This window comes from Novosphingobium sp. HR1a, assembly GCF_015594425.1.
Taxonomy (GTDB): domain Bacteria; phylum Pseudomonadota; class Alphaproteobacteria; order Sphingomonadales; family Sphingomonadaceae; genus Novosphingobium; species Novosphingobium resinovorum_A.
The window spans coordinates 27-12,151 of the sequence record NZ_JABXWS010000025.1 but is presented as its reverse complement, the minus strand read 5'-3'; the positions used below and the strand labels follow the sequence as shown (position 1 = coordinate 12,151).

15 protein-coding genes and 1 tRNA gene are annotated in these 12,125 nt (G+C 64.8%); 10 read left to right on the top strand and 6 right to left on the bottom strand.

Features of this window, described 5'->3' with window-relative positions; genetic code table 11:
- Nucleotides 1–2: 2 nt before the first annotated feature.
- The 4 genes from rpsP to HWN72_RS04575 all read right to left on the bottom strand — a co-directional run bounded on the left by rpsP (nucleotide 3) and on the right by HWN72_RS04575 (nucleotide 2,876).
- Nucleotides 3–434 (bottom strand): 30S ribosomal protein S16, encoded by a 432-nt coding sequence (gene rpsP / locus HWN72_RS04590; RefSeq protein ID WP_069707465.1) that lies wholly within the window; start codon nucleotides 432–434, stop codon nucleotides 3–5.
- 37 nt (nucleotides 435–471) lie between these two features.
- Nucleotides 472–1,926, bottom strand: coding sequence for a signal recognition particle protein (ffh, locus tag HWN72_RS04585; protein WP_036522535.1), 1,455 nt, complete (start codon nucleotides 1,924–1,926; stop codon nucleotides 472–474).
- Nucleotides 1,927–2,086: 160 nt separating this feature from the next.
- A tRNA-Ala gene (locus tag HWN72_RS04580) sits at nucleotides 2,087–2,162 on the bottom strand.
- 390 nt (nucleotides 2,163–2,552) lie between these two features.
- Complete coding sequence (locus HWN72_RS04575) at nucleotides 2,553–2,876, bottom strand: TIGR02300 family protein (RefSeq protein ID WP_008829084.1); 324 nt, start codon at nucleotides 2,874–2,876, stop codon at nucleotides 2,553–2,555.
- Between the two features lie 221 nt (nucleotides 2,877–3,097).
- On the opposite strand from HWN72_RS04575, the gene aroA reads away from it, so the two are divergent.
- On the top strand, nucleotides 3,098–4,414 hold the full coding sequence (gene aroA, locus HWN72_RS04570; RefSeq protein WP_069709105.1) for a 3-phosphoshikimate 1-carboxyvinyltransferase: 1,317 nt from the start codon (nucleotides 3,098–3,100) through the stop codon (nucleotides 4,412–4,414).
- Nucleotides 4,411–5,037, top strand: coding sequence for a d(CMP) kinase (locus tag HWN72_RS04565; RefSeq protein WP_069707464.1), 627 nt, complete (start codon nucleotides 4,411–4,413; stop codon nucleotides 5,035–5,037). The genes aroA and HWN72_RS04565 overlap by 4 nt, the downstream gene beginning before the upstream one ends.
- Here the strand turns inward: HWN72_RS04565 and HWN72_RS04560 are convergent.
- A complete protein-coding gene (locus HWN72_RS04560; protein WP_069707463.1) occupies nucleotides 5,025–5,528 on the bottom strand; it encodes a DUF962 domain-containing protein in 504 nt (167 codons plus the stop codon). The genes HWN72_RS04565 and HWN72_RS04560 overlap by 13 nt on opposite strands.
- A 218-nt stretch (nucleotides 5,529–5,746) precedes the next feature.
- On the opposite strand from HWN72_RS04560, the gene HWN72_RS04555 reads away from it, so the two are divergent.
- From HWN72_RS04555 to HWN72_RS04530, 7 genes are all read left to right on the top strand, one after another.
- Nucleotides 5,747–6,751: a beta-1,6-N-acetylglucosaminyltransferase gene (locus HWN72_RS04555; protein WP_231958122.1), complete on the top strand. Its 1,005-nt coding sequence runs from the start codon at nucleotides 5,747–5,749 to the stop codon at nucleotides 6,749–6,751.
- A gap of 37 nt (nucleotides 6,752–6,788) precedes the next feature.
- The gene (locus tag HWN72_RS31570; protein ID WP_256434545.1) at nucleotides 6,789–6,917 is read left to right on the top strand and encodes a hypothetical protein; all 129 of its coding nucleotides are present in this window, start codon (nucleotides 6,789–6,791) and stop codon (nucleotides 6,915–6,917) included.
- Between the two features lie 12 nt (nucleotides 6,918–6,929).
- Nucleotides 6,930–7,184 carry a hypothetical protein gene (locus HWN72_RS04550; RefSeq protein ID WP_008829089.1) on the top strand — a complete coding sequence of 85 codons (255 nt, stop codon included), beginning with the start codon at nucleotides 6,930–6,932 and terminating at the stop codon, nucleotides 7,182–7,184.
- A 257-nt stretch (nucleotides 7,185–7,441) separates the two neighbouring features.
- Nucleotides 7,442–9,154: a 30S ribosomal protein S1 gene (rpsA, locus tag HWN72_RS04545; protein ID WP_008829090.1), complete on the top strand. Its 1,713-nt coding sequence runs from the start codon at nucleotides 7,442–7,444 to the stop codon at nucleotides 9,152–9,154.
- A 132-nt stretch (nucleotides 9,155–9,286) separates the two neighbouring features.
- Complete coding sequence (locus HWN72_RS04540; protein ID WP_069707462.1) at nucleotides 9,287–9,688, top strand: VOC family protein; 402 nt, start codon at nucleotides 9,287–9,289, stop codon at nucleotides 9,686–9,688.
- A gap of 46 nt (nucleotides 9,689–9,734) precedes the next feature.
- Nucleotides 9,735–10,496, top strand: coding sequence for a hydroxyacylglutathione hydrolase (gene gloB / locus HWN72_RS04535; protein ID WP_069707461.1), 762 nt, complete (start codon nucleotides 9,735–9,737; stop codon nucleotides 10,494–10,496).
- A gap of 2 nt (nucleotides 10,497–10,498) precedes the next feature.
- A complete protein-coding gene (locus HWN72_RS04530; RefSeq protein WP_069707460.1) occupies nucleotides 10,499–11,038 on the top strand; it encodes a nucleoside 2-deoxyribosyltransferase domain-containing protein in 540 nt (179 codons plus the stop codon).
- Nucleotides 11,039–11,042: 4 nt separating this feature from the next.
- On the opposite strand, the gene HWN72_RS04525 is transcribed toward HWN72_RS04530, so the two are convergent.
- Nucleotides 11,043–11,231 (bottom strand): hypothetical protein, encoded by a 189-nt coding sequence (locus HWN72_RS04525; RefSeq protein WP_008829093.1) that lies wholly within the window; start codon nucleotides 11,229–11,231, stop codon nucleotides 11,043–11,045.
- Nucleotides 11,232–11,374: 143 nt separating this feature from the next.
- Between HWN72_RS04525 and HWN72_RS04520 the strand changes: the two genes are divergently transcribed.
- Nucleotides 11,375–12,064 carry a DUF2490 domain-containing protein gene (locus tag HWN72_RS04520; RefSeq protein WP_069707459.1) on the top strand — a complete coding sequence of 230 codons (690 nt, stop codon included), beginning with the start codon at nucleotides 11,375–11,377 and terminating at the stop codon, nucleotides 12,062–12,064.
- Nucleotides 12,065–12,125 lie beyond the last annotated feature (61 nt).

Here is a 12,125-nt window from a genome sequence, read left to right as displayed (position 1 = left end):
ACTTACGCCTCGGCCGATTCCTCGGTGGCTGCTTCGGGAGCAACTTCCTCGGCCGGAGCAGCGGCTGCAGCGGCAGCGGCAGCGGCTTCTTCGGCTTCGCGCAGCTTGGTCGCGCGGTCTTCAGCGCGCTCCTTGGCCTTCTTGCCGGGCTCTGCCTGCTTCGGGTTGTTGGTAGCGGCGCGCTCCTTCACACCGGCCTTGTCGAGCAGGCGGGCAACGCGGTCGGTCGGCTGGGCGCCAACGCCGAGCCAATAACGCACGCGGTCCTCGACCAGACGTACGCGGTTCTCGTCGTCCTTGGCGAGGATCGGGTTGTAGGTGCCGACCTGCTCCAGGTACTTGCCGTCGCGCGGCGCGGTCGCGTTGGCGACGACGATCTTGTAGTACGGGCGCTTCTTGGCACCACCACGCGAGAGACGGATCGAAACGGACATGAGACTTACCTTTCTATAATTCTGGGAATATTTGAGATTATCGTTTCAGGAATTTGCTGAGATCGGCCCCGCCGCCACCAAGCCCGGGGAAGCCCCCGGCCGAGGGACCGAGACCGGCACCGCCGAGGCCCGGCATCGCGGCATCGAGACCGCCCTTGCCGAACATCGCGGCCAGCCCCTTGAGGCCGCCCATCTTCTTGATCTGCTTCATGGCCTTGGACATCTCCAGGTGCATCTTGAGCAGCTTGTTGACGTCCTGGACCTGGGTGCCCGAGCCGTTGGCGACGCGGATCTTGCGCTTGGCGTTGAGCAGCGCGGGATTGCTGCGCTCCTTCGGCGTCATCGAGCCGATGATCGCGTCCATGCGCAGGAGGACGCGGTCGTCCATGCCCGACTGCTGCATCGCCGCCTTGGCCTTCTTCATGCCCGGCATCATGCCCGCCAGCGCGCCGAGACCGCCCATGTTCTGCATCTGCTTGAGCTGCATGCGCAGGTCGTTCATGTCGAACTTGCCCTGCTCCATGCGCTTGGCGAGCGCCTCGGCATCCTCGATCTTGACCGCTTCGGCGGCCTTCTCGACCATGGAGACGATGTCGCCCATGCCCAGGATGCGGTTGGCGACGCGGCTGGGGTGGAAGACCTCCAGCGCATCCATCTTCTCGCCGGTGCCCGCGAACTTGATCGGCTTACCGGTGACGGCACGCATCGACAGCGCCGCACCGCCGCGCGCATCGCCGTCCATGCGGGTCAGCACAACGCCGGTGAGGTCCACCTGCCCCGCGAACGACTGCGCGACGTTAACCGCGTCCTGACCCGTCAGCGAATCGACCACGAGCAGCGTTTCGCGCGGGGTCGAGATGGCGGCGACCGCCTTCATCTCGTCCATCAACTGCTGGTCGACGTGGAGGCGGCCCGCGGTGTCGAGCAGCAGCACGTCCACGGCCTGCAGGCGCGCGGCCTGCATGGCGCGCGTGGCGATCTCGGTGGGCTGCTGGCCGGCGATGATCGGGAGCGTGGCGACGCTCACCTGCTCGCCCAGCACCTTGAGCTGTTCCTGCGCCGCCGGACGGTTCACGTCGAGCGAGGCCATCATCACCTTCTTGCCCTGCTTCTCCTTGAGAAGCTTGGCGATCTTGGCGGTGCTGGTGGTCTTGCCCGAGCCCTGAAGGCCGACCATCATGATGACGATCGGCGGCACAGCTTCCAGATCGAGGCCGGGGGTCTCTTCACCGCCCAGCGTCTCGATCAGTGCGTCGTTGACGATCTTGACGACCTGCTGGCCCGGCGTGACCGAGCGCAGGACGTTCTGGCCGACGGCCTTTTCGGTGACGGTATCGATGAAGCGGCGCACCACCGGCAGCGCGACGTCGGCCTCGAGAAGCGCGATGCGCACTTCGCGCATGGCATCGAGAACGTCCTGCTCCTTGAGCGCACCACGGCCGCGCAGCTTGTCGAAGACGCCACCAAGGCGATCTGACAGACTGTCGAACATAGGCCGTTCACTCCTTCAAATCCGGCGCGAAACACGCCAAAAACGCCGGTGGGCGAAACCTCGCTGACCGGCGGATGCATGACCCGATAGCAAAAACGCCAGTGGACGAAACCTCGTCAACCAGCGTGTCGCAATCATGCGAAACTTCAATGTAGCGAAATGGTGGAGCCTAGCGGGATCGAACCGCTGACCTCCTGCATGCCATGCAGGCGCTCTCCCAGCTGAGCTAAGGCCCCAATCATTTCAGCAAGTTAGCCCTGGGAGGACCAACCCGTTTCCCTCGTTTTCGGCGTTTCGAAGAAGCGCCTCCGCTTGGGAGGCCGCCATCTACGGGCGGTCCGAAAACTTGGCAAGAGGAAAATTTGCGTGATGTCGATTTTTTTCGGCAGCGAGTTTTGAAGCCCGCCTCGCCGTTCAAAACCACACCTGCGCTCCTGCTCCCCCGTCATCCCCGCGAAGGCGGGTGGCCCAACTGATGCGGGTTCAACAGGAGCCGTCGGGAGATGGGTTCCCGCCTTCGCGGGAATGACTGGCGGAGCAAAAGCGCGGCAGCGTGCGCCACCGAACAAGCACCCCAGAATCAGCCGGGGCCGGTTCGCTATAAAGCGGACCAGCCCCGTGTCAGATCAGTTGTCGTGGTCTTCGTCGTCGCCGCCGGCGCCGATGCCGAGATCGTCGTCGCCGCCGAGGTCCACATCGTTGTCCGGCGAATCGCCGTCGTCATCGATGTCGAGATCCTCTTCGGCCAGATCCTCGTCCTCGGTCTCGACGACTTCCTTCTTCTTCTGGATTTCCTCGTAGGGAATCGGCTGCTTGGACTTGAGCACCGGCTCGGGGGTCCATTCGTTGCCGCATTCGATGCAGGTGACCGGGTCATCCTTGCCCAGGTCGTAGAAGCGGGTGCCGCATTTCGGGCAGCCATGCTTGGCGCCCCATTCAGCCTTGGCCATGGAAAGTCCTCGTCTGGCCCGTTCCGGATGGCGCGGGCGAAGTAAATTGCGTGTCTTGATGGGAAAGCCTGCGAACTTAATCAAGTCTCGCGAGATTAGGCGCGCAAGGCCGCATCAGGGCGCGCGCCTTGCCATAGCGGGCAGGCGCTGTCAAAAGCCGCCCCGTTTTTGCAGCATTCCAGCCTCGAAAGTCCAACCCCGTGAGCCACGACACCCTGAACATGCGCCCCCGCCGCTTCCTGCCGACCGGGCCGCTCAAAGGGCGAATCCGGGTTCCGGGCGACAAGTCGATCAGCCATCGCTCGATCATGCTGGGCGCGCTGGCAGTGGGCGAGACGAAAGTGACCGGCCTGCTCGAAGGCGAGGACGTGCTTTCCACCGCCGCCGCGATGCGCGCGATGGGCGCCACCGTGACGCGCACCGGGGAAGGCGCCTGGACCGTCAACGGCGTCGGCGTGGGTGCGCTGCTCCAGCCCGAAGCGCCGCTTGACATGGGCAATTCGGGCACGTCGACGCGCCTCTTGATGGGCCTCGTCGCCAGCCACCCGATCACCGCGACCTTCATCGGCGACGGCTCGCTCTCCAAGCGCCCGATGGGCCGCGTGATCGATCCGCTTTCCGAGATGGGCGCCAGCTTCGAGGCATCGGAAGGCGGCCGCCTGCCCCTTATCCTCAAGGGCGCCAGCCCGGCGGTGCCGATCCGCTACCGCCTGCCGATGGCCTCGGCACAGGTAAAGAGCGCGATCCTGCTGGCCGGCCTCAACACGCCCGGCATCACCACCGTCATCGAGCCGGTGCCCACCCGCGACCACTCCGAGCGGATGCTGCGCGGATTCGGCGCCGACCTCACCGTCGAGACCGATGCCGACGGCGCGCGGGTTATTTCGATCCGGGGCGAGGCCGAACTGGAGCCGCAGACCATCGAGGTTCCGGGCGATCCTTCGTCCGCCGCCTTCTTCATCGTCGCCGCTCTGGTGATCCCGGGCAGCGAAGTGCTAATCGAGAACGTCGGCCTCAACCCCACCCGCGCCGGGATCGTCGAAGTGTTGCGCCAGATGGGCGGGTCCATCGAGGAAGTGAATCCGCGCGAGGTCGGCGGCGAACCGGTCGCCGATTTGCTGGTCAGGCACTCCGCGCTCAAGGGCATCGATGTCGATCCCGCGATCGTGCCCGCCATGGTCGACGAGTTCCCCGTCCTGTTCGTCGCCGCCGCGCTGGCCGAGGGCGTCACCACCACCACGGGCCTCGAGGAACTGCGCGTCAAGGAATCGGACCGCATCTCCGTCATGGCGACCGCCCTCGCCGCCGCTGGCGCCACGGTGCGCGAGACCGAGGACGGCCTGATCATCACCGGCACCGGCGGCGAGCCGCTGGTCGGCACCAACGGCACCATCGCCACGCACCTCGACCACCGCATCGCCATGTCGATGGCGGTCGCCGGCCTTGCCAGCCGCGCAGGCGTCGAAGTGGACGACGTGCGCCCGATCGCCACCAGCTTCCCCGTATTCGAAACCATGCTGGAGGGCCTGACCGCATGATCATCGCCGTCGACGGACCGACCGCCTCGGGCAAAGGCACGATCGCCAAGGCGCTGGCGGCGCACTTCCACCTGCCGCATCTCGACACCGGGCTTCTCTATCGCGCGGTCGGCCACCAATGCGCGTTGAGCGGCGGCGACCCTGACGATCCCGAAGATGCGCTGGCCGCCTGCACGTTCGCGCCCGAACTGCTCTCCGATCCCGAACTGCGCTCCGAGGCGACCGGCGGCCTCGCCAGCCGCGTTTCGATCCACCCGGCCGTACGCCAGGCCCTGTTCGAACGGCAGCGCAGCTTCGCCACCCAGCCCGGCGGCGCCGTGCTCGACGGGCGTGACATCGGCACTGTCATCGCGCCGGAGGCCGAGGCCAAGCTGTTCGTCGTCGCCTCGGTGGAGGCCCGCGCGCAGCGGCGCTTCCTTGAGATGCAGGCGCATGGCCGCGACGCTTCGCTGGAAGAGATCGCCGCCGACCTCGCCGCCCGCGACGCCCGCGACAAGGGCCGCAAGGACGCCCCGCTGGCCGCCGCCGCCGATGCGCTGCTGATCGACACCTCCACCCTCAAGCGCGAGGAAGCAATCGCCGCCGCCATCGCCGCCGTGGACGCGCTCGTTCAGTCGGCCTGAGCGAGCCGCCTTTCGATTGCTTCGCGCAGTTCGAGCCGCCTGCCGAAGTGGAACACCGCCTCGGCCAGCACGAACAGCGGGCCGATCAGCAGACCGCGCACGTCGTCGAGGAAAGCGGGCTTGCGCCCCTCCCACTTGTGGCCGAGCAGCTGGAACAGCCAGCCCACCACGAACAGGCTTAACCCCCAGCCCAGCCAGGTCGCGGTATCCTGCTCGGCCAGCTTGCCGCCGATCACCTTGCCCACCGCAAGCACCGCCGCCATGCCGCAGGCCAGCCTGCGGTCCAGCGTGAAGTAGAAGCAGCACACCGCGACGATGGCGAAGTCGACGGCTGCAAGGCCGATGCCGGCGATCTCGATCCGGGGCCGCGCCAGCAGCACCTCGACCGCCAGCACGATCATCGGAATGCCGATCATGTGCGTCATGACATTGCGCCGGTCGCGGTGATACGCCGCATATTGCGCCAGATGGCACACGAGCCGTTCGGACATCTCTTTTCTCCCGAACGACATGATAGCGGCATGAAAAAATTCAGCCAGCGATGTTGGCGGCCCCATTGCGCGAGAAACGGAATTTCCCGCCCTGCCCCGTGAGCGCTGCTCCTGATCGAGTGAAACCATCGCCTTCGGGAAACCTTGTAATATCTCCAGCGAATAGCCATGTATTCGCCACGCTGTTGCAATTTATTTCGTCGCAACCCTGTCCAGCGGTGTCTCTTCACGATCAAAAATACTTTTCGATCGGCTTTCCTGAGACAGGAAACGTTGCCGCCATTGCCTGGATTTTGACAGCCAGTCATGCGCGGCTCGAAATGGACAACCGCATGATTGCTTATTTCCTGCTCGTTCACCGCTATCCGGCACAGTTCAAGCGGCTATTCGAGGCCATCTATCAAGCGGGAAATCAATACGTCATCCATGTCGACAAAAGCTCAGGCGAGGCCCTTGCGAATGACATTGCGTCCTTTCTGCAGCCCTATCAGGGGGTCGCAATCCTCGACCCCCAAAATGCGCTGTGGGGTGGCTACAGCCTCGTCGATGCGGAACTGCGCGGAATGGCTCGTCTCCTCGAAATGGACGGTCGCTGGACACATTACATAAACCTGTCCGGCCAGGACTTTCCTCTCAAAAGCCAGAACTACATCCGTCAATTCTTTGCAGCCAATCCGGGCAGGCAGTTCATCCGCGCGCTCGATCAGCGCCAGGAACGGCCCGACACCCTGAATCGCATCAGCCATCGGTTCACCGAAGAGCATGGCAAGCTGACGCCGGGAGCCGCCCGCCCCTACCCCGCGGGCAGCACCCCCTTCATCGGCACTCAGTGGAAGGCCGTGACCCGCAGCTTCTGCGAATATGTCTGCCATGATCGGCGAGCCGACTCGTTCAAGACATTCTATCGCAACAGTTTTATCGCGGACGAAGCCTTCTTCCAGACCGTGATGATGAACGGCGGCGACCACGGCATCGTCATGAACGACGATCTGCGGATGATAGACTGGGTCCCCGATGGTGACATCAAGCTGCGCCCGCGCAATTACGACGAACGCGACATCGACCGCTTGCGGGCAAGCCCAGACCTGTTCGCGCGCAAGTTCGACGCGGAGACCGACACCACGATTCTCTCGCTGCTCGAACGCCATCTGTGCTCGGAAGCGGCAAATATCTACCGTCCGGCAGCCGCATTTTCGAGCCTGCCGGACGTCGTCGCCGCCTGACGGCGCGCTCCATCGAACCAGCACAGGAAGAACGAACATGGCCAAGTCGCAGAAAAAATCGAACCGCGAAGTCCGCAAGCCCAAGGCGGCAAAGCCGAAGACCAACGCGTCGAAGCCGACCGAAAAGCCGGGCGTGGTCGCCGGTCTTCAAAACATGAAGCGCTAAGGGAGCAACAAAATGCGCATGTCAGCAACTTTCTGCAGAGAGCAAGAAGCGCTGCAGCGCGCGAAAGCCCTCAGCGAGCCGCTCGAAAACCGCCGGGGTATCGCGATGGCTGCAGCGAAAGCCTGGGAGGCAGAAGCCATCTCGGCCGAAAAACGCGATGCCAAACTGACCCCGCTCGACAAGCTTGATACTGCCATCGTCCTGCAGTTCGCGCTCGAAGCCGACGAGGTCGGTGAAGGCCAGCACATAGGTCCCGGACACGTGTGACGCCGCCGCTTGCGCACCGTGGTCGTTGCGGGGCCGTCGATGTCACGGGAAATGCCAAATCCCTTGCATTTCCGCCCCCTCGCGCGTAATGGCCCCGGGTCCCGAAAGGCATCTGCCTCAGGGGCGCCGCGAACGGCATCCGGCCGCCGTGGCAGTTCGGCCCCTTTGGCCCGTTTTCCTGCATGGTGCAGGCAGCGGAGAAAAGACCGGCGGATACAACCGCCAGGCCGGAAAAATCGAACGAAGGAAATGTGTTGATGGCATCTGTTGCCAATCCGACCCGCGACGATTTCGCGAAGATGCTCGACGAGCAGCTCGGCGGCGTCGCTGACGACGGCTTCGAAGGCCGCGTCGTCAAGGGCACCGTCACCGCGATCGAGAACGACAAGGCCGTCATCGACGTGGGCCTCAAGAGCGAAGGCCGCGTGTCGCTGCGCGAGTTCGCTCGTGGCGAAGACGACCACGGCCTGAAGGTCGGTGACGAAGTCGAAGTTTACGTCGATCGCGTCGAGAACGCCGACGGCGAAGCGATGCTGTCGCGCGACCGTGCACGCCGCGAAGCCGCCTGGGACAAGCTGGAAAGCGAGTTCGGCGAAGGCAAGCGCGTCGAAGGCGTGATCTTCGGCCGCGTCAAGGGCGGCTTCACCGTCGACCTCGACGGCGCCGTTGCATTCCTCCCCGGCTCGCAGGTCGACATCCGCCCCGTGCGCGACGTCACCCCGCTGATGGACGTGCCGCAGCCCTTCCAGATCCTCAAGATGGACCGTCGCCGTGGCAACATCGTCGTGTCGCGCCGCGCCGTCCTCGAAGAGACCCGCGCCGAACAGCGCAGCGAGCTGATCGACAAGCTGAGCGAAGGCCAGGTCATCGACGGCGTCGTCAAGAACATCACCGACTACGGTGCGTTCGTTGACCTCGGCGGCATCGACGGCCTGCTCCATGTCACCGACATGAGCTACAAGCGCGTCAACCACCCGAGCGAAGTGATAGCCATCGGCGACACCGTGAAGGTGCAGATCATCCGCATCAACAGCGAAACCCAGCGCATCAGCCTCGGCATGAAGCAGCTGGAAAGCGATCCGTGGGAAGGCGCTGGCGTCAAGTACCCGGTCGGCGCGAAGCTGCAGGGCACGGTCACCAACATCACCGAATACGGCGCCTTCGTGGAGCTGGAAGCCGGGATCGAGGGCCTCGTCCACGTTTCGGAAATGTCCTGGACCAAGAAGAACGTCCACCCGGGCAAGATCGTCTCGACCTCGCAGGAAGTCGAAGTGGTCGTTCTCGAAGTCGATTCGGACAAGCGCCGCATCTCGCTCGGCCTGAAGCAGGCCCAGCAGAACCCCTGGGAAGCGTTCGCAGAGCGTCACCCGGTCGGCTCGCAGGTCGAAGGCGAAGTCAAGAACGCGACCGAATTCGGTCTGTTCATCGGCCTCGATGGCGACGTGGACGGCATGGTCCACATGTCGGACATCGCATGGGGCATCTCGGGCGAAGACGCGCTGGCTCTGCACCGCAAGGGCGAGCAGGTCTCGGCCGTGGTTCTCGACGTCGATGTCGAGAAGGAGCGCATCTCGCTCGGCATGAAGCAGCTTGAGCGTGGTGCTCCGGCTGCCGGCGGCACCGGTTCCTCGGCTGAGGGCAACCTGCGCCGCGGCCAGGTCGTCACCGTCACCGTTCTCGAAGTTCGCGACGGCGGCCTGGAAGTCCAGGCTGGCGACGATGGCGCCACCGGCTTCATCAAGCGTTCGGACCTCGGCCGCGACCGCGACGAGCAGCGCCCCGACCGCTTCCAGGTCGGCCAGAAGCTGGACGCCATGGTCACCGGTTTCGACCGTTCCAAGAAGCCGAACTTCTCGGTCAAGGCCCGCCAGCTGGCCGAAGAGAAGGAAGCAGTCGAGCAGTACGGTTCGTCGGACTCGGGCGCTTCGCTCGGCGACATCCTCGGCGAGGCCCTGAAGGCGCGTTCGTAAGAACGGTCTTCGGCTTCATCGAAGCTGAAACAGTGAAAGCCCGCCCGGAGCGATCCGGGCGGGCTTTTGCTTTTGGGGAACCGCGATGCCCCGCCCGCTTTGTTTCTGCGAGCCGGGCAAGGATCGAAAACCATGCAAGCCACTCCCTTCCTCATGTTCCAGGGCGATGCGCAGGAAGCGTTGATCCTGTGGAAGCGTGCGTTTCCCGATCACATCAAGGTTACGGAACTGGAGCGCCACTCCGGCGGCGAGGCGCAGGGTAAGCTCTCCTCCGCGCGCTTCACGCTCGGCGGCACCGAGTGGCGGGTGTTCGACAGCCCGATCCCGCACGCCTTCACCTTCACCCCCGCGACCTCGATCTTCGTCGATTGCGAGGACGAGGCGCAGCTTCGCCACGCCGCGAAAGTCCTGGGCGAAGGCGGCAAGGTGATGATGCCGCTGGACGGCTACGAGTTCGCGGCTCTGTTCACGTGGCTCAGCGATGTGCACGGCGTCAGTTGGCAGCTCTCCCTGCCCTTTCCAGAGCCCGACTGAGGACCTACATCGCTCTCGCAAGGATAGCCCTCGCAAGGAGAGTGCCATGCTCGAAGTCCACCAGTTCCCCTGCCTGTCCGACAACTACGGCTACCTGCTGCACGATCCGGTGAGCCAGGAAACCGTCTGCATCGACACCCCTGACGCCGATGAATATCTGCGACAGGCGGGCCGGAAGGGCTGGCAGATCACCCAGATCTGGAACACCCACTGGCACCCGGATCACGCAGGCGGCAATGCCGCGATCAAGGCGGTCACCGGCTGCCGCGTAACCGCTCCGGCCGGGGACGCGGACAAGATCGAGGCGGTCGATCGCACTGTCGGTCAGGGCGACATCGTCACCATCGGCGACCGGCAGGCTTTCGTGATCGACGTCGGCGGGCATACCAATGGCCACATCGCCTACCACTTGCCCGGATCGTGCATCGCCTTCGTCGGCGACGCCCTGTTCGCGCTCGGCTGCGGCCGGATGTTCGAAGGCAACCCCGAGCAGTTCTGGGCGTCGCTCAAGCGCCTCAAGGCCCTGCCCGGCGAGACGATGATCTACTGCGCGCACGAATATACGGCGTCGAACGCCCGCTTCGCGCTCCATGCCGATCCCGACAACGCCGACCTCCAGGCCTACGCCGAGGAAATCACCCGCCGCTGCGACAAGGGCCTGCCGACGGTGCCGACCAAGCTGGAGCGGGAACTGCGCACCAATCCCTTCCTGCGCGCCGACGACCCCGCCCTCCAGAAGCGCTGGGAACATTCCGGCGACGCGGTGGCGACGTTCGCAGCGCTGCGCAGTGCGAAGGATTCGTTCTGACCGTGCTGAAAAGCGTCGCCGCCGCGCTCATGGCCCTGCCGCTCGCTTCCTCGCCTGCTCTCGCCGCCGAAGTCATCGTATCGCCCACGCCGCTACCGTCCTCGCATGACCGGCCGCGCGTATTCCTCGGCGGCAGCATCGAGATGGGCGTCGCGCGGGACTGGCAGGCGGACCTGATCGCCGCGCTCGCCGACCAGCCCGCGATCCTCCTCAACCCGCGCCGCCCGGACTGGGACCCTGCGTGGAAACCCGTGGCCGAAGAGCCGCATTTCCGCCAGCAGGTCGAATGGGAGCTTTCCGCGCTCGACAGCGCGGACGTGATCGTCATGTACCTCGCACCCGGCACGCAGAGCCCGATCAGCCTGCTCGAACTGGGCCTTCACGGGCGCAGCGGCAGGATCGTGCTGCTGTGCCCCGACGGCTTCTGGCGCAAGGGTAACGTCGACATCACCGCCGAGCGTTACGGCATCACCCGGGTCGCGGCCTTCGAGGACCTCGTCTCCGAAGTCCGCGCCCGGTTGAAGCGCTGGAAAGCGGAATAGCCCTTCAGGTCTCCGGGAAGGAGAGTGTCTTGTTCAGCCGCTCGATCACTTCGTCGAGCGGCTCCACCACGGTGACCGAACGCCCTTCGCCGAAACGGATGCGGGTGCCTTCGGTCACCTGGGACACGAATGTCACCTGCGAGGCGTTGATGGCGGTCGCGGTGCGGTCTGCCCCGGTTAGCTTCACGAACATATGACACCTCTCCTGCTTATTATTGGACAGCCAGACTAGTGCGGGATCATCCTTCGCGAAAGAGGGCTTTGCGAGACTGTCGGCGATACAAGACCTGACGCCCCAGCAATGAATGCGACACGTTCCAGCCATATCGCCGCGCCATGATTTCGCGCCTCGCCCACCTCGCCCTGACCGCTGCCGCCGTGTTGACCTCCAGTTCCGTTCACGCGGAAACGACACAGGACGAGCAGGCCTGGATCAATCTCACGGCGATGGGACCGATTTCCGGCGACGTGGTCTATTTCGCCGAATTCCAGCCCCGCATCGGCGACGGCATCTCGCGCCTCGACGCCCTGCTGCTGCGCGGAGCGGTGGGGGTTAAGCTCTCGTCCTCGGCCACTCTGTACCAAGGCTACGCGCATATCGTGTCGCCCGTCGACGGCGGCCGCGACATCAACGAGGAGCGCAGCTTTCAGCAGTTGAACCTCGCCCTCGGCAAGCCTTTCGGCGGCGAGTTGTCCTCACGCACGCGGCTGGAGCAGCGCTGGCGTTCGGACGGCAGCGACGTGGGCTGGCGCCTGCGCGAGATGATCCGCTACGAACACCCGCTCAAGGCCGGCAGCGATGCGGTGAATGCGTTGGTCTATGCCGAAGGTTTCGTGGCGCTCAACGACACCGACTGGGGCGCACGCAGCGGCTTCGACCAGCTGCGCAGCTTCGTCGGTGCGGAAGTGGGCCTTCCCGGCGCCTCGACGCTGGAACTGGGCTATCTGAATCAGACCATCGATCAGACCCGCGGACGCACGCGGATGAACCACGTGGCGTCCGTGACGCTGTTCTACCGGCACTAACATCCTCCCTGTCGCGAAGCGATGGGGAGGTGGCAGTCCGCAGGGCTGACGGAGGGGGTTC

Coding starts and splice junctions, on each gene's coding strand:
- rpsP (WP_069707465.1), bottom strand. CDS start 434: ATGTCCGTTTCGATCCGTCTCTCGCGTGGTGGTGCCAAGAAGCGCCCG.
- ffh (WP_036522535.1), bottom strand. CDS start 1,926: ATGTTCGACAGTCTGTCAGATCGCCTTGGTGGCGTCTTCGACAAGCTG.
- HWN72_RS04575 (WP_008829084.1), bottom strand. CDS start 2,876: ATGGCCAAGGCTGAATGGGGCGCCAAGCATGGCTGCCCGAAATGCGGC.
- aroA (WP_069709105.1), top strand. CDS start 3,098: ATGCGCCCCCGCCGCTTCCTGCCGACCGGGCCGCTCAAAGGGCGAATC.
- HWN72_RS04565 (WP_069707464.1), top strand. CDS start 4,411: ATGATCATCGCCGTCGACGGACCGACCGCCTCGGGCAAAGGCACGATC.
- HWN72_RS04560 (WP_069707463.1), bottom strand. CDS start 5,528: ATGTCCGAACGGCTCGTGTGCCATCTGGCGCAATATGCGGCGTATCAC.
- HWN72_RS31570 (WP_256434545.1), top strand. CDS start 6,789: ATGGCCAAGTCGCAGAAAAAATCGAACCGCGAAGTCCGCAAGCCCAAG.
- HWN72_RS04550 (WP_008829089.1), top strand. CDS start 6,930: ATGCGCATGTCAGCAACTTTCTGCAGAGAGCAAGAAGCGCTGCAGCGC.
- rpsA (WP_008829090.1), top strand. CDS start 7,442: ATGGCATCTGTTGCCAATCCGACCCGCGACGATTTCGCGAAGATGCTC.
- HWN72_RS04540 (WP_069707462.1), top strand. CDS start 9,287: ATGCAAGCCACTCCCTTCCTCATGTTCCAGGGCGATGCGCAGGAAGCG.
- gloB (WP_069707461.1), top strand. CDS start 9,735: ATGCTCGAAGTCCACCAGTTCCCCTGCCTGTCCGACAACTACGGCTAC.
- HWN72_RS04525 (WP_008829093.1), bottom strand. CDS start 11,231: ATGTTCGTGAAGCTAACCGGGGCAGACCGCACCGCGACCGCCATCAAC.
- HWN72_RS04520 (WP_069707459.1), top strand. CDS start 11,375: ATGATTTCGCGCCTCGCCCACCTCGCCCTGACCGCTGCCGCCGTGTTG.